Below are 21676 nucleotides of genomic sequence, written 5' to 3' on the forward strand. Positions count from 1 at the left end.
GTTGGGCTCCTTGCGGTGGTGAGGAGAGGTCTCGGTATTACTTGCGGACGGCGGCGTAGCCGGCCTCATCGACCGCGGCGAGCACCGCCGCGTCGTCCACTCCGGTTCCGGTAGTGATGTGCAAGATGCCGTCGCTCGCGGACACCTTCACGCTGTCGACGCCAGCCACCTGTCCGACCTCGGTGGACACTGCTCGCTCGCAGTGCTCGCAGGTCATCCCTCTCACCTGGTAGTCGATTGTCTCCATCGTTCCTCCATCGAATCGTGCATACCCTCGGAGGGTATCCGGGCTATCAACAGGATACCCCTGGACGGTATTCCCGCAAGTCGAGATGGCAGGTGGAAAACGGCGATGCGGCGGGTACCGTCGCATGCGCAGGCGGGATCAACGAAGAGGAAGGGCAGTCACCATGTCGACCGCAGCGCGAATGCTCGAGACATATCCGGCGGATCTCGGAGGTGTGGACCGCGGCAAACTGGGCACCTGTATCGAGGCATGTATCGAGTGCGCCCAGGCCTGCACAGCCTGCGCGGATGCATGCCTCAGCGATGAGATGGTCGCCGAGCTCATCAAGTGCATTAGGACGGATCTCGACTGCGCAGACATCTGTGCTTCGACCGGCAACGTCCTCTCCCGTCATACGGAATATGACGCCAACGTCACGCGAGCGGCACTTGAATCCTGCCGCGCCGTTTGCGGCGCCTGTGCGCATGAATGCGAGAAGCATGCCGACATGCACGAGCACTGCCGAATCTGTGCCGAGGTATGCCGACGCTGCGAACGCGCATGTGCCCAGTTGCTTGACGCTATCGGGTAGTCGCCTGCCCGACCGATCGTCGCGGCCTGGCCGGAGCGTCGCCGTTGGAGGCCTCGAGTGGCAACACGACCCGGCATCGGCTGCACCGTCGCGGCCACCGCCAACTGAACCGAGCACTGGATGTCATCGCCCGCGTCCGGCTCAGTTGCGATCCGCCCACGCGTGCGTATCTGGCGCGTCGGCTGGCGGAGGGCAAGAGCAAGCGCGAGATCCGGCGCAGCTTGAAGCGCTACATCGGCCGCCAGCTGTTCCGCCACCTGAGCACAGTCATGGCTTAGACGGCGGCGAAGAAGGAGGTGACGGTGTCCAGGGCGCCGGGAGCGATCCGGTAATACGCCCAGGTTCCGCGCTTGCTGCGAGTCAGGAAGCCGGCGTCGGTCAGGATCTTCAGATGGTGCGAGACCGTCGGCTGGGAGAGGGCGAGTGGTTCGGCGAGGTCGCAGACGCAAGCTTCTCCGTCCTCATGGGCGGCGATCATCGACAGCAGCCGCAACCGGGCCGGGTCCGCGAGCGCCTTCAACGCGCGGGAGAGCGAGATTGCGTTCTCCTCGCTGATCACCTCGCCGGTGATCGGCGCGCAGCAGGCCTGCAGATCACGCAGCGGGAAGAGCTCGATGGTCGCCATGCATCGATTTTCATCGATACATTGACAAACGTCAATGTATTCGTTCACCCTGGGTTCATCGACAACCGTCGATGAAGAAGGGAGAATCATCATGGGATGCTGCGACGACGACTGCCAGACGCTGCCCGACGGCTCGTGCGCGCCGGACTGCTGCTGACACCTTCCGGGCCGTCGCTCCGTTCCGGGCGACGGCCCCACTCGAACGACTTCACGGAGACACCAATGACCGAGACCACCCCGACCGTCCTGTTCGTCTGCGTCCACAACGCCGGCCGATCCCAGATCGCCGCCGGCTACCTGCGCAGCCTCGCCGGTGACCGGGTCCGGGTGCTCTCCGGCGGCTCGGAGCCGGGCAACGCGATCAACCCGGCCGCTGTCGCCGTCATGGCCGAGGAAGGCATCGACATCTCCGCCCAGGTGCCCTCGGTTCTGGAAGCAGAGCAGGTCCGCGAGTCCGACGTCGTGATCACGATGGGCTGCGGCGACGCCTGCCCGATCTTCCCCGGCAAGCGCTACGAGGACTGGGAACTCGAAGACCCCGCAGGCAAGGACGTCGAGACTGTCCGCCGGATCCGGGACGAGATCCGCAGCCGCGTCGACGGGCTGATCGGCTCTCTCGCGATCTGACGTCGCCGCCCGAAGGCCATCCGGGGCCGCAGCCCGGACTCCTTGCGCGCGGTCGTTGGCCGCGGGGCTGGAAGCGGAGTCGGTGGGGGAGGGGTAGCGCCAGGTTTGCTTGCTTGTGACCGATTCGCACGCGCCGAGGACGACAGCCAGCGCGACATGCTGCGCTTTTGCCGGGGTCTGCTCGAGCAACGCGACGAGCTTGTCGTTCTCGAAGTAGCCGGATGGCTGCTGGCCGAGCAGCTGGTGGGCGAGCTCGTTGCCTTCACGGGTGGCGGTGCTGATCGTCTGCCGGTGGATGGTCAGGCCCTTGGCGATCGCGACCGCCGCGTCCTTGGGCGGAGCCTTGCGCGACAGGAGCGTGGTGAGCCATTCGCGGCGGACGATTTCGGCGGATGCCCACGCCCTATTGTTCGCGATCAGAGTCCATCGTTCGGCCTTCTCCTCTTCCGTCATCGGCACCGATTTGGACTGGGTGCCGCCGTAGGTGTGGAAGCCTGCGGCTTTCGGGTCCTGGAGGAAGTAGCTGATGGTGGCGTTGCCGTCTGCGTAGACGCGCAGCCGACGGTGTTCGATCCGACACGTGCGCCGGCCGGCAAGCACGTGCTTTGGGCCTACACGCACGTCCCCTCCGGTTCGAAGGAGGACATGACAGCGCCGGTCGTCGCGCAGATCGAGCGGTTCGCCCCCGGCTTCCGCGATACGATCCTTGCGACGGCGGCCCGCAGCGCGCAGGACATGCAGAGCTACACCCCAATTACGTCGGCGGCGACATCGCGGCAGGGAGCGCCGACCTGGAACAGCTCGTCCGTCGCCCTGTCGTCTCCTTCGACCCATGGCGCACGCCCGCGAAGGGCGTCTACCTCTGTTCGGCCTCGACGCCGCCAGGGCCGGGGGTGCACGGCCTCGTGGGTTGGCATGCGGCTAGGAGCGCGCTGCGCCATTGCTTCGGCATGAGCAGCATGCCCGCGGTGTCTATCGGGCCTCGCTGATCGGGTTCCCTCAGACCGGATGCATGGCGTCTGGCTCGATGGGCGCCCCTTACGAATCTAAGGGAACCTAATCGTGGTTTAGACGCTTCGCGCGGGCGGATCTCACCAGACGAGCCACGAAGCGGAATCTAGTGCGCCAATTCCACATTCCACGGCGGTTGGCGTTTGACTACATTAACCGACGATGTACCGGTCAGATCGAGGGTGCCGGTAGTGCGTCACGCGTTACGCCAACGGCGGAGGTCATGCCGTGGACATTTATCTCCTGAATGGTCGCCCTCTCACAGGCGGAGATCCGGGGTCGCTGAAACTGATTCGCGCGCTAGATCCTCTGATGCCACCGGAAACAGATTTGGGGCACGTGGGCTGTCGAGGGAGCGTGGCCGTCACCAACTTTCTGCCGTTTGATGACACCTGCGATCACCTCCACATTTAGTTTCGGCAAGCCCAAGGAACCACGCTCAAGCTCTCCACCTAACCGGTAAACGCATACAGGTCATCCGGTCTGCTGCATTCCACTCAGCAGCGTTCGCTATGATGCGGGTGCCCCCAACCATCAACCCAGGACTGAAACCATGACGCTCACGCGACTTGACCCGTACCGGGTCGTTGCTGTGCGCCTGCGTCGGATCCTGCTCGCGGTGCTGTCCCTGTTGGCATTGGCGGTCGGGATGTTTGTGATGACATCCATGAACTCGACACACCCGCATGAGGTCGTCGCAGCTTCGGCTGGCAGCCAATCTAACGCCCACCTTGTCGCAAACCACCCACAAATTGAGCCGCCCATGCTGGTGGTTGCGCCGGCCGCAAGCGCACCCGTGAGCCTTCAAGGCTCCCCGGGCCCGCAGTGCGACACGGTTTGCGAGCTCGGTTGTGCGATCGCCGGCGCCGCGTGCGTTCTGGTCGTGATCGCGGTCGCCGTCTCCCTCTTCGCGGTAAGTAGAGGGCTCGCGCTCGTTGACCTTGTACATCGATTCGCGCCTGTCGCCATATCGTCGATTACGTCTGTCCGAGCGCATGGTCCGTCGCTAGTTGCGCTCTCGGTAAGCCGCACCTAGACCGGCGTTCTGGAACCCACAGCGCAACGCCGACCTGACTAGCAAAGGACTAGCGGTTGGTTGGCCTGGGCTTTTTGCGCTCCACTGCTGTGACGTGATCGACGTTTCTCGTCGGATGCCTCTCTGTCACACAATTTCCAGTCATTCGGCGACGATAACGGCCTCCGGTCGGCATTTCTCGTCGTCTACCTTTCCGAGCCGACCTATGGGTCTTCTCACGCAAAACGTCGGAGCCTTTCGTCACGATGCCCGCACATTCTCGCCACCGACAAAGCGCGAACGCGCTTCCCTCGACCGCCTACCAGCACGAATCACGCCGCGCCCGACGCGACGCCGAGCGACGCCGACGAGTCACTCGCCCCGCGGCAGTCGGGAGACAACGACGTACCCGCAAACGTTGGGCGCCGGTTGCTGCACTGGCGCTGGCCGGAACCCTGTTCGGAACCTACGCCCTGCCGGCCTATGCGGTCGTGCCCGGCGAGCGTCAACAGATTGCAACGGCACGACCAGGAGAGCTGCAAACGGTAACGGTCGCCGCCACTGAGCCGGCACCCGTCGCACGCGAAGGAGTTGCAGTGACCGCGCCGCCGCCGAAGCCGAAACCAAAAGCCACAGTCCCCGCCCCGAACAGTGTCCTGCGGACAGCGAACACGTTCACAAACGACCCCGCTTCCCCAATCCAGTGGCCATTCGATATCGGCGTACCCATCAGCGACGGATTCGGCTACCGAGTCGCGCCCTGCGCTGGCTGCTCCTCCTATCACGAGGGCATCGATATGAATCCGGGCGCCGACACCCCGATCCAGGCGATCGCGGACGGCGTCGTCCGCGAGGTGGGTAACCCGTCCGGAAGCCTGGGTGTGTACGCCATCATCGACCACCAGATCGACGGACAAACCGTCAGCAGCCTCTACGCCCACATGGCCTACGGTTCACTCGCACTCCGTGTGGGACAAAACGTCAAAGTCCGGCAACTGGTCGGCCTGGTCGGCAGCACCGGTGCCAGCACCGGCGCCCACCTGCACCTCGGCATCTCCATAAACGGAACCCCGGTCGACCCCTACGCGTGGCTAACGCAGAAAGTGATATAGCCATGCGCTCTTCCACTAATCGACACACCTTCGCCCTAGTCAGCGCTTTCGCGGTCTCAGTCCTGCTCAGTGGTTGCAGCGCCGCAACACCGGCGGCTCCGAGAATGAAGGAGCTCGGACACGTGCACGGCCTGGATGCCACGCACGGTCGCATCTACGCCGCAACCCACCACGGGGTGTGGGCGATCGACGCGGCGAAACTAGGAGATGGTTTCGCCACAGAAACCACCGCCCGGGTCGGCAATAGCAGCCAGGACACCATGGGGTTCACCATCGCCCGCTCCGGCGTCATGTTCGCATCCGGGCACCCCGATCCCGGCAACAACCCGCAGCGCCTACCCGCGAACCTGGGTCTCATCCAAAGCCTTGACGGCGCACAAACCTGGAAGCCCGTTTCGCTTGCCGGCGACATGGACTTCCACGACCTTGTTACCGCCACCACAAGGGACGCCCGGGTACGGATCTACGGCTACGACGCGGGCCAACAACGCGTCCGGATCAGCGACGATGGCGGCCACACCTGGCACGATGGCGCGACACTGTCGTTGCGTAAGCTCACGGTCGACCCGAATGCGCCAGACACGCTGCTTGCCACAACCCAGTCCGGCGTGCAGATCAGCCGGGACGCTGGTATGACCTTCTCTGCGCTACCCGGCGGGCCGATCCTGTACTTGGTCGCCCCCGTGGACGCCGTAGCGGGAGCATTCATCGGCATCGACGTCAACAAGAAGATTTGGGCAACCACAGACGACGGTTCCAGCTGGGCGCAGAAGGGAACGTTCGACTCTCTGCCCGAATCGCTGGCAACAGTGCAGGGCACCTCCAAACTCTGGATCCTTGGGGCCGATGCCCGCGGGATCGTCGCAACCGCCGACCACGGCGCCACCTGGGTCACCCTGATCGCAGGCACCCCATGAGGCCAACATGGGGCTCGGCCAAAAACACGCGCCGGGTGCGACCAAATCGAGCGCGGTGGCCATTGGCTGTGCTGCTCCTAACCCTTCTACTCAGCAGCCAGCTCGTGGCAGTGAGCCCGGCAAAAGGGGCCGACTATCCGACCTGGGCTGAAGTTGAAGCGGCACGCTCAAGCGAAAGTGCGAAAGCAGCCGAAATCAATCGGATCACCGGCCTTCTGCGCACGCTGGAGGGCAACGTCCGCAGCGCCCAGGCGGCGGCAGCCGAACGGGGGAGCGACTACGAGAAGGCGCAAGCACGACTCGATCTGGCGAATTACCGCGCTCAAACGCTGGCAGCTTCGGCCGACGCGGCGCAGGCGCGCGCGAACGAATCCCAAGCCCGCGCCGGCCAGATTGTCGCCCAACTTGCACGCTTTGGCAACGGCGACCCGACCACGCTGCTTCTGCTGAACGGGCAACGAGCGGAGACGCTGCTCTTCCAACTCGGCACCATGAGCCAACTCACGCAACGCTCCAATCGCGTCTTCACCGCCGCCACCGCCAGCGCAAACACCGTCCAATCACTCACCCGCCAGGCCCATGCCGCCCAAGCCGCACTTGCGAACCTTGGCCGCGCCGCCGAAAAGGCGCTGCAGTATGCCGTCGCTGCCAGCCGTACTGCAGCGAACCAGCTGGCGGAACAACAACAGACACAGGGAACACTGCAAGCCCAACTCGCGGTGCTCGTCGAGAACCGCAAAGCGACCGAAGCCGACTACCGCAAAGGTGAGGAGGCCCGACGTCAGCAGGAAGCGGCCGCCGCAGCTGCCGCGGCCGCGGCTGCCGCCGCTGCTGCGGGCGGTGGTGTACCGGCGTCGCCGGGGGACGGCGGGCAACCCGGTGGACAAGATTGGGCGAAACCAGTATCCGGATGGATCAGCGACCGGTTCGGGCCACGTCCGGACAAACCGGTCGCTAGCTCGGGCGCATTCCACTACGGCACAGATCTTGCCGCCGGTTGCGGCACCTCGATCTTCGCCGCCGCCTCGGGACGCGTCGTCTATGCAGGCTGGCTTGGAACCTACGGCAACTGGGTACTCCTGGACCACGGAACGGGGGTGATGACCGGGTACGCGCACATCCGCGAGGGCGGAGTCCTGGTCAACGTGGGCCAAAGCATCCAAGCCGGCCAGAACATCGCCCAGGTCGGTACGACAGGCGGCTCCTCCGGCTGCCACCTGCACTTCGAAGTCCGCGTCAACGGCAACCGGATCGACCCGCAACCATTCATGAGCGCGAGAGGAATCACCCTTGGCTAACCGCAACCGGCGAACCACCAAACTCCGTACCGCCCTCACCTCGGTGGCCGCAGCCGCCGTGCTCGTTGTCACGCTGGCGGGGTGCAGCAACAATGAAGCCCTCGCTCAGCAGTACAAAGACGGATCCGGGAAGAACTACGTCGCCGGTGACGGCACCATCACCGAAATCAAACCCCAGAATCGTGCGGCACCCGTCGCATTCGCGGGAACGCTCGAAGACGGCAAACCGATCACTTCAGCGATGTACGCCGGGAAGGTTCTGGTCCTCAATTTCTGGTACGCCGGATGCGCGCCCTGCCGGGCGGAGGCACCCGCGCTCGAAAGGACCTACACAAAATTCGCCGGACACCGTGTCGAATTCATGGGCGTTAACGTCAGGGACCAAGCCGACACCGCCCGCGCGTTCGCCCGCACTTATAAAGTGACCTACCCCAGCGTGCTCGACGCCTCTGATGGTGCTATGCAATTGGCGTTCAGCGGGATTGTCGCCCCCAACGCGGTCCCCACCACCCTGGTTATCGACAAGGACGGACGCGTCGCCGCTCGCATCCTGGGCCAACTGCCGGATGCGTCCGTGCTCAGCGCACTAATCAGCACCGTTCTCACAGAACAGGGACCGTGACACCCTTCCGCGACGTTAGGAGCCACCACCCGCACACCCCCTCATCGAAAGCCCGATCATGAACCGCCACCTCAGCATTCCCAGCCCCGATCCTGTGTTCGCCCAGTTCACGCTGGGTCCACTGACCATCCACACCTACGCGCTGTGCATTCTCGCCGGAATCGTCGCAGCCACGTTGATCACCTCCAGACGACTCGCTCAGCGGGGCGCCCGCGGGCCCGTCGTTCTCGACATCATTCTCTGGGCCGTGCCGTTAGGCATCGTCGGCGCCCGGTTTTACCACGTCTTCACCCACACTGGCGATTACTTCTACCCCGGCGCGAATCTGTGGAATGTGTTCGCGATCTGGGATGGCGGGAACGCGCTCTATGGATCCCTCATCGGCGGAGCCGTTGGCGCATACATCGGGTGCCGGCAAACTGAAATCCGGTTCTGGTCCTTCGCGGACGCGCTGGCACCGGCCATGCTCGTGGCACAATCGCTTGGACGGTTCGGCAACTACTTCAACCACGAACTCTTCGGCCTGCCTACCACGTTGCCGTGGGGGCTGCAGATCGAAGCGAGTAATCCGAAATTCCCGGCAGGGCTTCCCGCTGGAACGCTCTTTCACCCGTTGTTCCTCTATGAGATCATCTGGGACCTCGTCGGGGCCGGCATCATCTTGCTGCTGGAACGCCGCCTCAACTTGCGGTGGGGGCGAGCGTTCGCCGTGTACCTGATCTGGTACGGTCTGGGCCGGAGCTGGTTGGAAGCTATCCGGATCGATCCCACCAGTAACGCGTTCCTCGCTATCCCCGCCAACGTGTGGGCCTCCTTCGTCCTGGTCGCGCTCGGCGCGGCGCTGTTCTTCGTGCAAACCAAACGCCACCCCGGGCCCGAGGACTCGCCGTACCGTGACGGGCGCCAACCCGCACCACTCGACGACTCGAACCGCGCCGTCACCGCCCCAACCGTCGACGATGCAGCAGGAGCCCCCGAAGACGAACCGCAGCCGAGCTCAATACGAAAGCCGTTCGATGTCTAGGCCCCTGGACCACATCGACGTCAGACCATCCGGCCCGGGCAGAATCACCGAACCGGCGCTCGGGTTCACCGGATGGATGCGCTGGATGTGGCGACAGCTGACCAGCATGCGCGCGGCCCTGTTCCTGCTTCTGCTGCTCGCTCTGGCCGCCGTCCCGGGATCCCTGGTCCCGCAACGCAGCTCCGACCCGAACGGTGTCGTTCAATACTTCAAAAACAACCCCGGCCTCGCTCCAGTGTTGGACAAACTCCAAGCCTTCGACGCCTACACCTCGTTCTGGTTCTCCAGCATCTATCTGCTGCTGTTCATCTCCCTGATCGGCTGCGTCTTGCCGCGCACGGTCCACCACCTCCGCTCCCTGCGCGCGACACCACCGAAAACGCCGGCCCGGCTATCACGGATGAGCGGCTACACCTCCATCGAGTTGTCGGCTGAGCAGGGAGCCGCTAACTCGGCGGCCACGGCAATCACCACGGCGGCAACTATTCTCCGCAAACGCGGTTACCGGGTTGCCGCCTTCACCGGCGAGCCGACCGCTGGTCGGCGTGAGCTATCGGTCAGCGCCGAACGGGGCTATCTGCGCGAAGCGGGCAACCTGACCTTCCACATCGCCTTGGTCGGAGTCCTGATCACGGTGGGGATCGGCGGCGGATTCGGATTCAACGGCAACCGGGTAGTTGTCGAGGGTCAAAGCATGATCAACACCCTCGCCGCCTACGACTCGTTCAACCCCGGCCGCTTCTTCAGCCCCGCCGAGCTGGCACCCTACTCGCTCACCCTCAACAAGCTCGCGGTCACCTACGAAACGCAGAACAAGCGGGCACGCGGACTTCCGACCGACTACACCGCGAGCGTCACCACCCAAACCCAAGGCTCGTCTCGAAAGACGCGCCGGACGATCAAAGTCAACGACCCCCTGTCGATCGGGGGCACCGACGTCTATCTGCTCGGAAATGGGTATGCCCCCCGGATCACAGTCCGCGACCCGCAAGGTCACGCCGTGTTCAGCGACTTCATCCCCTTCCTCCCGCAAGACGCGAACCTCACCTCCCTCGGCGTCGTGAAAGTCCCCGACGGACTTGCCAAACAAGTCGGTTTGATCGGGTTCTTCTACCCCACGAAGTCCACCGCACCCACCGGCGCCTTCTATTCCTCGTACCCGGATCTCACCAACCCCGTGTTGACGTTGAACGCGTACTCCGGCGACCTCGGCATCAATGCCGGGGCACCCAAGTCCGTTTACGCACTCGACACCACGAAGCTCACCCAACTCACCGGCGGCGCAACCGGGGTCCGGTCAATCGAGCTCAAACCCGGTCAGACGCAGCAACTGCCTGACGGTCTCGGCTCGATCACGCTGGAGGGCGTGTCCCGGTTCGCGTCCTTCGAAATCCATCACGACCCCGCCCAGGGGTGGGTGCTGTTCTTCGCCACCGCCGCGCTCGGTGGCCTTCTGACCTCCCTGTTCGTGCCGCGCCGACGCCTGTGGGTGAAAGCGATCCTCGAAGAAACCAAACCAGTCCGCATCGAGTACGCGGGACTCGCTCGAGGCGACGACCCCCAACTGCAGGACGCGGTAGCCGACTTGGCATCTGCCCACCAAGCAGCCTTCCGCACCACCCGTGAAGCCGATCAGGACTCACAACGAAACATCGACCTGAAGGGAACACCGTGACCGAATCGCTGTCACAGATCTCCGTCATCCTGCTGATCTGCTCGATGGTCCTCTACGCGGCAGCGTTCGTTGCTTTCGCGCTGGACCTCGCCCGGCGCAGCGCTCACGCGACCGCCGCGGTTCCTAGCGCCGTCGCCCGACGAGCGCAAGAATCGGCGGCTGGCAACGCGCCCGGTTCGGCACACACGACGACCCTCGTCCGCGGATTTGTGGACCAGGCCGGTTCCCCGATCGTCGGGTCGGCGAGCTTGCGCACCGGCTACTCACTCACCGTCCTCGCTTTCATCGTCGAACTCGGCGCCGACATCTTCCGCGGCATCGCCGCCGGACGCGTGCCGTGGGCAAACATGTATGAATTCTCGATGACCGGCACCCTGCTCATCGTCGGCGTCTTCCTCGTAGTCACGCTCCGGTACGACCTACGATTCCTCGGCTCCTTCGTCACCGGGCTTGTGCTGATCCTCCTGGGGATCTCCAGCATGCGCTACTACGTCGAAGTCGCACCGCTACCGCCCGCGCTGCAGTCTTACTGGCTCGTCATTCACGTGATGGTCGCAATCATCGCCACCGGCTTCTTCGCGATCGGCTTCGCCCTCTCCGCCGTACAACTGCTACAGACACGCAGAGAGGCACAGATCGCCGACGGACGACCAGCACCGCTGCGGTTCCTGACAACCCTCCCCAGCTCCGGCACCCTAGAGAACCTGGCATACCGGATCAACATCGTCGGCTTCATCCTCTGGACCTTCACTCTGATGGCTGGCGCGATCTGGGCAGAAAAGGCCTGGGGGCGCTACTGGGGGTGGGACACCAAGGAAGTGTGGACCTTCATCATCTGGGTCGTCTACGCCGGCTACATCCACGCCCGCGCCACCCGCGGCTGGCGCGGATCCCGCTCCGCCTGGCTGGCGATCATCGGCTTTTCCGCCGTCATGTTCAACTTCGGCATCGTCAACGTCTTCTTCAAAGGCCTGCACTCCTACAGCGGCCTCTGAACCGATCACCCCACCAACCACAAAACAGCCGCAGGAAGGCGACCATGGCCCGCAAGAACGCAGAACCACCTCGACGACGTTCCACCCATGAGGAAGCCAAACCAACCCCGGAGCAACTGCGTGCCCGCTACCTACGCAAACGCCGGTTCCTCCGAGTCGGCCAACTGATCATGCTGATCGGATTCCTGGTCGGCCTGCAGCATTGGCTCGCCCACCTCGGCGTCTTCGGTACACAGCCCCCCGGCTGGGTCGACCTCGCAGCCGGATACCCGATGGCCGCCGCGCTCATTCTCGCCGGCGCCATCACTGCTGGCCAGAAATGACCAGACTCCTGCCACTACCGGGTTGTCGCGGATCGGCGGCGCCTTAGTGGGCGCACAATTCGCCTCGATCATCGCCAACGGTGGACTGCTACTGGCCATCCCGATCGCCATCTTCGCCGGCCTCGTTTCGTTCGCCTCCCCATGCGTTCTCCCGTTGGTACCCGGGTACCTCGCATACGTCGGCGGAGTCACCGGGTCCACCGGGCGCGTAAGCCGACGTCGCACCGCCACCGGAGTCGCGCTTTTCGTCCTCGGCTTCGCCCTCGTATTCATCGCCTACGGTGCCCTGTTCGGCGCATTCGGATCCTGGCTGGTGCGCTGGCAAGACCTCATCACCCGGCTGCTCGGCCTCCTAGTGATCGTGATGGGCCTGGCCTTCATCGGCACCTTCGCATTCTTCCAACGCACCCTGAAACTACCCTTCCGCCCCTCGACCGGCGTCACCGGCGCACCGCTGCTCGGAATGGTATTCGGGCTCGGCTGGACACCCTGCATGGGCCCCACCCTCGCAGCCGTCCTTTCACTCAGCCTGTCCAGCCAATCCGCCGCGCGCGGGGCCGTCCTGACCGGCTTCTACTCAATCGGCCTCGGCATCCCATTCGTCCTCGTTGCCCTCGGAATCACCTGGGCAACCGGCGCCGTCAGCTTCCTGCGTCGACACATTCGAGCAATCAACATCGCCGGCGGCAGCGTCCTGATCCTCATCGGCGTCCTCATGGTCACCGGGCTCTGGACCGGGTGGATCTACAGCCTCCAAGCCCTCATCGGCGGGGTCACACTCCCGATCTGATCAACCCAGCCCGACGAACGTCTCGAAGGAGTTCCTATGATCCGAAAGCACAGCATCGGCGAAAGCGCCGAACACAACGACGCTCGACTTCACCTGGTCTACACAAATGTGTGGTCGATGGCGAAGGTATCCCTCCTAGTCGGCCTGATCATGGCCGCAGTCACAGTGCTTGCCAGCGCCCTCCTCTGGACGCTCCTCAATCAGGTCGGCGCGTTCCAACAGATCGACACCCTCCTCTCCGGCCCGGCAGGCGAGACCACGGCATCCTCCGCCTCACGCATTGCCAAAGTTGTGAACCTCGGAACCGTGCTCATCGGATCGATCGTGGTCGGGCTTGCCGGTGCGCTGGCGACGATGGTGGGCGGGATGCTTATCGCCCTGCTTTACAACCTCAGTTCCAAAGCGACCGGCGGACTCTGCATCGGATTCAGACAAGACTGATACCCGAGGTAGCGCTGCACCCCAGGCGCTGGGCAATCAATGTGGGCCCCGGGCATCGCTATGACGTCCCCTGGACGGACCGTGCGACCTGGAGCAAGCCAGAATTCGCCAGTCCTGGATGGTTCGCCAGTCACGTCCGCGAGAGTAACGGAACGGTCATGTCGTGGTTTACGCGGCCGAGAAGTGCAGCCGTGCGACCGTGGACCGGCCGGTTGCGTGCGCCAGACCCGGCGTGAACTCCTCTTTCTATCGTGTCGTCAATCGCACCCAGGACTTCCTGGGTCCACTCATGGGCTGCCCAATGTTTTCAGGCGTTCCTGGTATTCCTCTGCCCTAATTTCACCGCGGGCGTACCGTTCCTCGAGGATCTGTATCGCAGTGCTGCTTCCGGCGTTCCTGTCGACAGCCGGGTGGTGGCCGCTGTGCGGCCGCCTGGAAAGCAGTCGCATGAGTAGTACCGCCGCTAGTACCACTACGACTGCCGCAGGAACGCCGTAAAGCCACCCCCCTCCTATCACTGGGAAGCCGTACATGCCCATCATCTGTCCCTCCTTCGCCTGATACCCCCAGGGGTATGTTGATATGCGGGAATCCTATAACGAAAATGCTTGATTGCCGACTCGGTCCGACTTGCTTGGGTGGAGCGTGGCGGTCACGCGTGCGCGGCTTACCCCGGGGGCGACGATGGTCGGGCATGTAACGGGTCATGCCCTACCACACGAGCGCTGGATGCTGGAGCGGTGGAACGGTGCGATGGCGACGCCTGCTGCGAGTGTGCTCGGCGAGTCGACCGTTTCAGTGGGGAGACCGCTGGACTACCATCTAGTTCCATGAAGCAATGGAATAGTCGGGAACTCGACAAGCTCTCCGTCTACGATTCGCTGGCGGATGTGATCCGTGCGTTGGGGAACGCCAGGCGTCTCGAGCTGGTGGAACTTCTGGCTCAGGGTGAGCATTCGGTGGATGTGCTCGCCCGGATGTCCGGTATCGGCGTGACGACGGTGTCTGCCGCCCTGCAGACGCTTAAGCAGGTGGGGTTGGTGAAGACGCGGCGGGAGCGGACTACGATCTTCTATCGGCTGGCCGGCACGGATGTGGCCGAGTTGTATCTGGCTGCCAAGCGCGTCGGTCTGCTGCGTTACCCGCAGTTGCGCGAGTCGTTGGCCGACTATCTGGAGGCCGCGCCGTCCGGTGCCGGGGTGCCGTTGGTCGACCCGGCGGCGGTGACGGCGGAGATGACGGTGATCGACGTGCGGCCGCGCCAGGAGTATGAGGCGGGCCACTTCCCGGGCGCCGTGTCGATCCCGCTGGATGAGCTGCGCGATCGGCATTCGGAGGTTCCGCGCACCGGGGTGGTGGTCTATTGCCGCGGCGAGTTCTGTCGAATGGCCCGGGAGGCGGCTGTGTTCCTGCGTGAGCGGGGTGTGGATGCGGCGGCGATGGAGGAGGGTGTCATCGAGTGGCGGGCAGCGGGGGTGCACGACCTTGAGAACATCGCCTGACGCGTCCGCTCTCGCGCGCTCGATCGCGACGGACGACAGTGTTCGGCGCGCGGTCCAGCGACGCACGCTCATGGTCGTCGTGGTCAGCCAGATCCTCGGCGGTGCTGGGCTGGCTGCCGGGGTCACGGTCGGCGCGCTGCTGGCGCAGCAGATGCTCGGCAGTGACAGCCTCGCCGGGCTGCCGATTGCGCTGTTCACTCTCGGTTCGGCGTTGGCGGCGTTCCTGGTCGGCCGATTCAGTCAGCGTTGGGGCCGCCGGGTCGGGTTGGGGCTCGGGTTCGCCGCCGGCGGCATCGGCGCGATCGGCGTTGTCGTCGCAGCGGTGACCGGCAGTGTTCCGCTACTGTTCATCGCCCTGTTTGTCTATGGCGCAGGCACTGCGACCAACCTGCAGGCGCGCTATGCCGGCACCGATCTAGCGCTGCCCGCCCAGCGCGGCACCGCGGTCAGTGTGGCGATGGTGTCCACGACCGTCGGAGCTGTCGCGGGCCCGAACCTCGTCGACCCGCTCGGTGGATTGGCGCAGTCCCTCGGCATCCCGGCGCTTGCCGGCCCGTTCCTGCTCGCTGCGGTCGCCTACCTGGCGGCGGGGATCGTGCTACTGGCGTTGCTGCGCCCCGACCCCCTGCTGGTCGCCCGGCAGCTGAGCGCACCGGCCACAACCGCGGACGCGGCCGGTCCGTTGCCGCGGCCACGCGCGGGCGTGTTCGTCGGGGCGACGGTGATGGTGCTGACCCAGGTGGCGATGGTGGCGATCATGACGATGACGCCGGTGCACATGCGCGCCCACGACTTCGGGATGGGTGCGGTAGGGCTGGTGATCGGCATTCACATCGGTGCCATGTACTTGCCATCGCTGCTCACTGGCGTCCTGGTCGACAAGGTCGGGCGCACCCCGATCGCGATCGCCTCCGGCGTCACCCTGCTGCTGGCCGGGATCGTCGCCGCGCTCGCCCCGAGTGATTCGCTGAGCCTGCTGATCCTCGCACTGATCCTGCTCGGCCTGGGCTGGAACTTCGGCCTGATCGCCGGCACCGCCCTCGTGGTCGACGCGACGGAACCCGTGAATCGGGCACGAACGCAAGGGGCCATCGACGTACTGATCGCCCTCGCGGGCGCGGGGGGAGGAGCAGCGTCCGGCATGGTCATGGCCGCGACCGACTACAGTACCCTCTCTCTGGCCGGCGGAATCCTCGCGCTGCTGCTCATCCCCGTCCTGCTGTGGGCACGCCGCACCAAGGAGGCGCTATGACCTACGCATTCGCGGAGATCGGACTCATCCGGTACCGGTTCACCTCGTTGGTCGCCGCGAGTGGCCACTGGCCGACGATCGCGAGCATGAGCGAGCAATGACCGCATCGCGACCGATTCGTCTGGGTCTGCGCGAAAACGCAGCGCAGTCCTGCTCTGCCTGGCCGGACGCACCTTTCACTTGACCGGGTACGCGTTCATCTTCGCGTACGTCGCAGCGTTCGGCGTCACCAACTACCTCGCTGGCACGCTCGCCGGCCGATTCGGTGGCAAGCCCGTCCTCGTCACTGGATGGCTGTTCACCCTTCCGGTTCCACTGCTTATCATCTGGGCACCGTCCTGGGGCTGGGTCGTCTTCGCCAACGTGCTGCTGGGCATAAACCAAGGCCTGTCCTGGTCCACGACAGTGATGATGAAGATCGACCTGCTCGGCCCACCCCAACGCGGACTAGCGGTGGGGTTGAACGAGGCCGCAGGCTATGGGGCAGTTTGCGGTGACCTCGCTCCTCAGGGGGCCTTGCCGAACAGTACGGGCTGCGCCCCGCGCCCTTGCTGCTCGGACTCAGCTACGCGGTTCTCGCGCTGATCCTCTCGACCGTGTTCATTCGGGAAACCCGCGACTACGTCGCACTCGAATCCTCGAGGATGCAGCCGGCACCGGGTCTGACGAGTGCTCGCATCTTCGCCGACACGACCTGGCGGGAACCTGCCCTGTCCGCCACCAGCCAGGCAGGACTGGTTAACAATCTCAGCTTCGGGCTCTCCTTGGGCGTCTTCCCTCCCCTCTTCGCCACCGCAGGATTGAACGTCGCCCAGATCGCCCTCCTCGTCGCCCTCTACCCCGCGGTCTGGGGTATCGGCCAGCTCGTTCCCGGGTGGCTCTCCGACCGGTGGGGCCGAAAACGCTTCGTCGCTCTCGGATGCTCCTCCAAGCCGCCGCACTTGCAGCCATCGCGGCATCCCCAGGATTCGTCGGCTGGGCGGCCGGTGCGATCCTGCTGGGACTCGGCACAGCGATGGTCTACCCGGTACTGCTCGCGGTCGTCGGCGACGTGGCCCATCCAACCGGGCGTGCCCGCGCCATCGGCGTCTATCGGCTCTGGCGCGACCTGGGATACGCGTTCGGAGCGCTCGTCGGCGGTTTCATCGCCGACGCATTCTGCCTTACGCCTCAGTCTGGGCGGCCGCAGTGCTCGCGTTCCTGTCGTCCGGGGTCGTGATGACCCGGATGTATGAAACGCATCCACGTACCGCATAGGTCCACTGCTGTGTGTGGCGCACAGCTAGGGCGTGTTGATAACAGGTCTTCAGCGTTGGTCGTCAGTCCGCTACGGCGAACCCGTCTATTGCTTGTGGGCCTCTGGACGCGAAGCCTGATCAGTCGGTAGCCGAGCCCAATGGCCAGAACGATGAGCCCGGTGATGATCGCTCCCAGTGGGAGTGTGGCCGGTTCTCACGGTTCTGTGTCCAGGCGGAGGCGTTGGCGACGAGTAGTGGAGCAGGACGCCGAAGCTGCAGAAGCCGATCGCGCCGCGGAGGTCGGTGACTGCGACCAGGAGGCAGACGATCAGCCCGAGGGTGAGTTCGGCCCGGAACGGCTGGTGCAGCCGATCCCCGCGATCATGGCCAGGAGTGCACCCGTGCGGTCGCGGCGGCGCCGATACGGATGGTGAGGCCGGGCCAGACTGCGCCGGTTCTGGCCATCTGGCCGCACGGCAAGCCGAATGTAACATTTCGATGTCACATTGTAGCGACGGCGGCGTTTGACTACATTTTGACTACAACCGTATGAGATTCAATGAGGTTCTAGGAGATCACAGGAGCCCTACTTCGTTGACATTCCGCGGAAGTTGGCCGGGAACTCAACGGTCTTATGGTTCCGAACTAGGGTTCAAATCCCACCGGTACCGCCAAGAAAACGCCCCGGATTCCCGCGAAACTACAGGGATCCGGGGCGTTCCGCACGTTAACGACCTAGCGGTTGGCGGAAGCGGTGTTGGGTGCGCGATGGACGTTGTTGGCTTGGCAGGCGGGGGTGCCGGAAAGATTGCAAAAGCATTCGGTGCCAGCGGCGACGTGCTTCGTGGAATCGACGCCGCTGGGCGGCGCTAGGATCCAATGTCGGAGCCGCAGGCGATGTCGCGGGCTGGGGAGAATATGCAACGCGGCAGTGATGACGGGCAGGAGATGCGACGGGTTGTCTCCGTAGGCGGTCCGTCTGCGTATGCGTGTGCGATCGTCGGGCGGGCGCTCCTCGTGGTCTGGCTTCTTCTATTGGGTGCAATGCTCGCGGTCGTTCTCGCGCGTCCCCATGATCCGACGAGCCCCTACTTCGCGACGTTCTTCGGAGTTCTTGGCACGTGGGTTGCGTCCTGCGTGATCATCGGAGTCATGGTCGTCGTGACGCGCATACAGATGCGGCGCGAACGCAACCTCGGGTATACCTGGGCGAGGGACGATTTCGTCAATTTGTCGCAGATCGACCCAGCTAGTGGCGTCGTGATCCGTGAACCAGGCGAGCCATTGCTTTCCGAGGACGAGCGCCGGCGCCGGGTCGCGGCAGCTCGTAGTTGGGCTGCAAATAATCCGGTGACGAAATGAGTTCCCGTTCCAAGCTTGCGCTGCTGTCGGGCGCTTGCTCTGCAGGGTTCGTGGTCGTCATGACCGTCCGTGTTGTCGGCGGAGCAGTGGTGCAAGGAGGGACGACCTCCGGTGTTCTTGCAGCGCTTCTCGTTCTGTTCGGCTCCACCGCACTCGTGGCCGGAATAGTGGCGATCGCCATTGGTGTCGAGGGCAGATTGGGCCGCTTGACTCCTGTCCTCAAGAGTCGGTTTCCCCGAGCGGAGGTACGCCGAATCTACGGTGAAGCGGACTTCCAGATCGGTCTTCGTGCGCTAATCGGCAACGACAAGCTTCCACCGCATTTTCTGCTGATGGTGATGCAGGACAACGCTGTGGACTTGTTCTCAGCCACGGCTGATGTCCCTCTAGCGCACATTGAGGCAGAGCAAATCGTCGAAGTTCATGCCAGCACGGTGCTGACAGGTAATGGAGTCCCGAAGCCTAGTGTCGAGCTGTCAGTGAGGCCGAATTCCGCAGATGAGACCCAGATTGTTCTCCGATTTCTCGTTATGCGCGGCCGGTCGCTCTCGTTTATGAATGTGGATATGCCAGGTGTCCAAGCCGTTGCGGATCGACTTGGCGCAATCCGGCGCGACGCTCGGGCGTAAACCCCAGTGGTGACACTTAGAAACGAGGGCAAGGGCGTTTACATCCTCAGCAAGGACGGTGCTAAGTACTCCTTGCGTGGTTTTTCAAGCAGCACAGATGGGCCAACCGCAGAATATTTCCCTCGCGGTAGCAAGAGCGCAGTACTCAAGCTTCGACTGGACGGCAAATATGACAGATGACTCTCGTTCACGGCGGACGAGTCCACTGGCAACTTACGACGACTACCTGAAGCTAAGAGATCAGGCTGAAGTGGTCATCGACTCAAGAGCCACTTTCCCGGACCAGGTCTTCCGTAACCCCGGCCGGTTCTTCCTCACCCAGTACCGGTCGATCGTCACGCCGTCGGCGTGGGGCTTGATTCGAGGCCTTGCGCAGCTCCACGGCGACGCCGAGGTCTATTGGTTGGTTCTCGAACCTCAAAATGAGGAGTATTACCTTCCCAAACTGGGGGCGCCTATGGCATTCGCGGTTGCTGCATCCGCGGATGAGAACGACTTTGCCGAACGGCTTGAGTACGAGCCGAGCACTGAGTGGGGTGATGCGATCATGTTCACATCGGATCGGTCGGCAATCTTTGGACCGTCCGGAAGACGGGGGATCGTAGCAAACTATCGCCCCGACGTGGCGGTGGTTTGGGTCGAGGAGGCATCACCTGCCGTCCTTGCCTGGCAAAGGTCGCTCGACCCGAATTGGTCGACAAGCCAAGCCCTGCAAGTAGCTTCGATGGATTTTGTAGGCGGTGTGCCGAGGTCGTATTCCATTCCGTTCCTGCGGAACTATCCGACGGCTTCATAGCCGATTCATCGGATGGCCGACGGGTCGGCTGCCGGTCGATCGTCGCGCGGTGGTCGAGGCGACGGCGTGGCGGTTTCGGACCGGTGCGCCGTGGCGAACCTGCCAGTGCGGTTCGGTAACTGTAACGCGATCTGCAAGAACCTCAACCAGTGGTCCGAGGAAGGCGTGTGGGCGACCGTGTTGGGCTAGGCGCAGTCCTTCGTCTACCAGACGGCGAGATGGACTGGGTCGCCTCGCTCGATTCGACGATCGTCCGGGTCCATGAGCAGGGTGCGACTCTGCCGCGGGTCACAGGGGGCGCTATCGAACTACAAGAAGTTCCCGCCGGAGTCGTCTGATCACGCGATCGGCCGTTCCCGTGGCGGGTTGACCACGAAGACCCATCTTGTTGGCGACGGCAATGGCCGCGCTCCCGCATTCGTTCTGAGGCCGGGACAGGCCGCGGGCACAAGCCTTCTGGCCGCCACGCTCGAGCAGATACGTGTGCACGGCGCAGCCGGACGACCGCGTACCCGCCCGGATCGCGTGCTCGCGGATAAGGAAGCACGGGTCGTGCACCATGATTGATGCCATGCTCGTGGAGGAGATTCAGCATTGGGGCGAGGCCGCATTCGGCCGGCCGGCATCCGCAGACGCTATCCAAGCGTGCGAAGCTAAATTGGGGCACGGACTGCCCGACCATCTCCGGCAACTGCTGGCTGAGACGAACGGCATCGAAGGAGAGTACGGGCTGGGCCTGCTTTGGAGTACACAGCGCATCGCCGACGATAACGTCCATTTCCGGAACGATGATCGTTTTCGTAAGCTCTACCTGCCCTTCTCTGGGCTCGTCTTCTTCGCGGACGCGGGCAACGGTGACCAATTCGCGGTTTCGCTCAGCGGGACTCACGACGTCTACGCCTGGAACCACGAGGATGACAGTCGGAAGTGGGTGGCGCCGACCGTCATGTGCTACCTCGAGAACTGGATGACCGGGACACTGACGATCTGAAGCGCCCAGTGATGTGTGAACTGCACCATGAAGAGCATGCTGGGAGGAGCTCATGCCACTGAGCAAGAAGGGACGGCCGCAGGTTCGTCGGTTGGCGCCTTGGGTGCTCATTCCAGTGGGGGTGGTCATCGTGATCGGGTCGGTGCTCGCCGCCGGCTTCCACTCAGGTAGCTTCTCAGGACTGATCGCCTTCGGGTCAGTTCTGATAGTGGGCGGCCTTACAAGTCTGTCGATTCCTCGCACGGGTGACGGAGACACTAAGGGCGGCGACGCCCTCGACGATCCACCTCTGCCTGCTGAGCGCCGGATTTACCGCGCGGGGGGCGCTGGTCACGATCATCGCGAGCGCCGTCAACGGCTCGCTGGCTCGGGCCATTGGCCGCAGCAACTCTCTGATTCCAGCAGATACATTTCAGGAGCGCGCGACAGGCCTGGCCACGACGATTCTGATCGTGTCGAGTTTGCTGCTTGTCGCCCTGCTCCTATGGTCAGCATGATGGCTGAGTCAGGGTAGGCCTGCAGTTCTGCCTCTGCTGACAACGACATGCTTTCTCTTTGTCGGCGGACAAGGTCCGCCTGCCGTTTCCTGCGGTCCGGGGGTTTCGCTTTCCCC

At 64.0% G+C, this 21676-nt stretch carries 25 protein-coding genes and 2 pseudogenes; 24 read left to right on the top strand and 3 right to left on the bottom strand.

Going from position 1 to position 21676, the window contains the following annotated elements:
• Positions 1-37: 37 nt before the first annotated feature.
• On the bottom strand, positions 38-247 hold the full coding sequence (locus ACTJI1_RS01655) for a heavy-metal-associated domain-containing protein (RefSeq protein ID WP_440741306.1): 210 nt from the start codon (positions 245-247) through the stop codon (positions 38-40).
• Positions 248-410: 163 nt separating this feature from the next.
• Here ACTJI1_RS01655 and ACTJI1_RS01660 point away from each other — a divergent pair, with 163 nt between their 5' ends.
• Entirely contained in the window at positions 411-818 is a 408-nt protein-coding gene (locus ACTJI1_RS01660) for a four-helix bundle copper-binding protein (RefSeq protein WP_440741307.1), read from the top strand.
• Positions 819-844: 26 nt separating this feature from the next.
• On the top strand, positions 845-1096 hold the full coding sequence (locus tag ACTJI1_RS01665) for a transposase (protein WP_440742163.1): 252 nt from the start codon (positions 845-847) through the stop codon (positions 1094-1096).
• On the opposite strand, the gene ACTJI1_RS01670 is transcribed toward ACTJI1_RS01665, so the two are convergent.
• Positions 1093-1443, bottom strand: coding sequence for an ArsR/SmtB family transcription factor (locus ACTJI1_RS01670; RefSeq protein WP_440741308.1), 351 nt, complete (start codon positions 1441-1443; stop codon positions 1093-1095). The two genes, ACTJI1_RS01665 and ACTJI1_RS01670, sit on opposite strands and share 4 nt — an antisense overlap.
• Positions 1444-1665: 222 nt before the next feature.
• Between ACTJI1_RS01670 and ACTJI1_RS01675 the strand changes: the two genes are divergently transcribed.
• The 12 genes and pseudogenes from ACTJI1_RS01675 to ACTJI1_RS01730 all read left to right on the top strand — a co-directional run bounded on the left by ACTJI1_RS01675 (position 1666) and on the right by ACTJI1_RS01730 (position 13293).
• Entirely contained in the window at positions 1666-2070 is a 405-nt protein-coding gene (locus ACTJI1_RS01675; RefSeq protein WP_440741309.1) for an arsenate reductase ArsC, read from the top strand.
• A 552-nt stretch (positions 2071-2622) separates the two neighbouring features.
• Positions 2623-3059, top strand: a pseudogene (locus tag ACTJI1_RS01680) (phytoene desaturase family protein); the annotation flags it as partial.
• Between the two features lie 1633 nt (positions 3060-4692).
• Positions 4693-5208, top strand: coding sequence for a M23 family metallopeptidase (locus ACTJI1_RS01685; RefSeq protein WP_440741310.1), 516 nt, complete (start codon positions 4693-4695; stop codon positions 5206-5208).
• A 104-nt stretch (positions 5209-5312) separates the two neighbouring features.
• Positions 5313-6125, top strand: a complete 813-nt coding sequence (locus tag ACTJI1_RS01690) for a F510_1955 family glycosylhydrolase (RefSeq protein WP_440741311.1) — start codon at positions 5313-5315, stop codon at positions 6123-6125.
• Between the two features lie 104 nt (positions 6126-6229).
• A complete protein-coding gene (locus ACTJI1_RS01695; RefSeq protein WP_440741312.1) occupies positions 6230-7423 on the top strand; it encodes a peptidoglycan DD-metalloendopeptidase family protein in 1194 nt (397 codons plus the stop codon).
• Entirely contained in the window at positions 7416-8045 is a 630-nt protein-coding gene (locus ACTJI1_RS01700) for a TlpA family protein disulfide reductase (RefSeq protein WP_440741313.1), read from the top strand. Before ACTJI1_RS01695 ends, ACTJI1_RS01700 begins: the two co-directional genes overlap by 8 nt.
• Before the next feature lie 58 nt (positions 8046-8103).
• The gene (lgt, locus tag ACTJI1_RS01705; protein WP_440741314.1) at positions 8104-9069 is read left to right on the top strand and encodes a prolipoprotein diacylglyceryl transferase; all 966 of its coding nucleotides are present in this window, start codon (positions 8104-8106) and stop codon (positions 9067-9069) included.
• On the top strand, positions 9062-10744 hold the full coding sequence (gene resB / locus ACTJI1_RS01710) for a cytochrome c biogenesis protein ResB (RefSeq protein ID WP_440741315.1): 1683 nt from the start codon (positions 9062-9064) through the stop codon (positions 10742-10744). The genes lgt and resB overlap by 8 nt, the downstream gene beginning before the upstream one ends.
• Before the next feature lie 44 nt (positions 10745-10788).
• The gene (ccsB, locus tag ACTJI1_RS01715; RefSeq protein WP_440742164.1) at positions 10789-11739 is read left to right on the top strand and encodes a c-type cytochrome biogenesis protein CcsB; all 951 of its coding nucleotides are present in this window, start codon (positions 10789-10791) and stop codon (positions 11737-11739) included.
• A 44-nt stretch (positions 11740-11783) separates the two neighbouring features.
• Positions 11784-12062: a hypothetical protein gene (locus tag ACTJI1_RS01720; protein WP_051336973.1), complete on the top strand. Its 279-nt coding sequence runs from the start codon at positions 11784-11786 to the stop codon at positions 12060-12062.
• A gap of 22 nt (positions 12063-12084) precedes the next feature.
• Positions 12085-12852, top strand: a complete 768-nt coding sequence (locus ACTJI1_RS01725; RefSeq protein WP_440741316.1) for a cytochrome c biogenesis CcdA family protein — start codon at positions 12085-12087, stop codon at positions 12850-12852.
• Positions 12853-12888: 36 nt separating this feature from the next.
• On the top strand, positions 12889-13293 hold the full coding sequence (locus tag ACTJI1_RS01730; RefSeq protein WP_440741317.1) for a DUF3566 domain-containing protein: 405 nt from the start codon (positions 12889-12891) through the stop codon (positions 13291-13293).
• Positions 13294-13580: 287 nt separating this feature from the next.
• Here ACTJI1_RS01730 and ACTJI1_RS01735 read toward each other — a convergent pair whose 3' ends face one another.
• On the bottom strand, positions 13581-13835 hold the full coding sequence (locus ACTJI1_RS01735) for an SHOCT domain-containing protein (protein ID WP_440741318.1): 255 nt from the start codon (positions 13833-13835) through the stop codon (positions 13581-13583).
• Positions 13836-14123: 288 nt separating this feature from the next.
• Here ACTJI1_RS01735 and ACTJI1_RS01740 point away from each other — a divergent pair, with 288 nt between their 5' ends.
• The 10 genes and pseudogenes from ACTJI1_RS01740 to ACTJI1_RS01785 all read left to right on the top strand — a co-directional run bounded on the left by ACTJI1_RS01740 (position 14124) and on the right by ACTJI1_RS01785 (position 21560).
• Positions 14124-14795: an ArsR/SmtB family transcription factor gene (locus tag ACTJI1_RS01740; RefSeq protein ID WP_440741319.1), complete on the top strand. Its 672-nt coding sequence runs from the start codon at positions 14124-14126 to the stop codon at positions 14793-14795.
• Positions 14796-14865: 70 nt separating this feature from the next.
• Entirely contained in the window at positions 14866-16047 is a 1182-nt protein-coding gene (locus ACTJI1_RS01745) for an MFS transporter (protein ID WP_440741320.1), read from the top strand.
• 180 nt (positions 16048-16227) lie between these two features.
• Entirely contained in the window at positions 16228-16632 is a 405-nt protein-coding gene (locus ACTJI1_RS01750; protein WP_440741321.1) for an MFS transporter, read from the top strand.
• A pseudogene (locus ACTJI1_RS01755) lies at positions 16596-16913 on the top strand (MFS transporter); the annotation flags it as partial. The gene ACTJI1_RS01750 and the pseudogene ACTJI1_RS01755, both read left to right, overlap by 37 nt.
• A 53-nt stretch (positions 16914-16966) precedes the next feature.
• On the top strand, positions 16967-17266 hold the full coding sequence (locus tag ACTJI1_RS01760; RefSeq protein ID WP_440741322.1) for an MFS transporter: 300 nt from the start codon (positions 16967-16969) through the stop codon (positions 17264-17266).
• 898 nt (positions 17267-18164) lie between these two features.
• Positions 18165-18647, top strand: a complete 483-nt coding sequence (locus ACTJI1_RS01765) for a hypothetical protein (RefSeq protein ID WP_440741323.1) — start codon at positions 18165-18167, stop codon at positions 18645-18647.
• Positions 18644-19276, top strand: a complete 633-nt coding sequence (locus tag ACTJI1_RS01770) for a hypothetical protein (protein ID WP_440741324.1) — start codon at positions 18644-18646, stop codon at positions 19274-19276. Before ACTJI1_RS01765 ends, ACTJI1_RS01770 begins: the two co-directional genes overlap by 4 nt.
• A 97-nt stretch (positions 19277-19373) precedes the next feature.
• A complete protein-coding gene (locus ACTJI1_RS01775) occupies positions 19374-20072 on the top strand; it encodes a hypothetical protein (RefSeq protein WP_440741325.1) in 699 nt (232 codons plus the stop codon).
• Positions 20073-20631: 559 nt separating this feature from the next.
• Positions 20632-21063: an SMI1/KNR4 family protein gene (locus tag ACTJI1_RS01780; protein ID WP_440741326.1), complete on the top strand. Its 432-nt coding sequence runs from the start codon at positions 20632-20634 to the stop codon at positions 21061-21063.
• A 245-nt stretch (positions 21064-21308) separates the two neighbouring features.
• Positions 21309-21560: a hypothetical protein gene (locus ACTJI1_RS01785; RefSeq protein WP_440741327.1), complete on the top strand. Its 252-nt coding sequence runs from the start codon at positions 21309-21311 to the stop codon at positions 21558-21560.
• The last annotated feature ends 116 nt before the right edge of the window (positions 21561-21676 follow it).

Source organism: Leifsonia sp. 22587 (assembly GCF_052044215.1).
Taxonomy (GTDB): domain Bacteria; phylum Actinomycetota; class Actinomycetes; order Actinomycetales; family Microbacteriaceae; genus Leifsonia; species Leifsonia shinshuensis_C.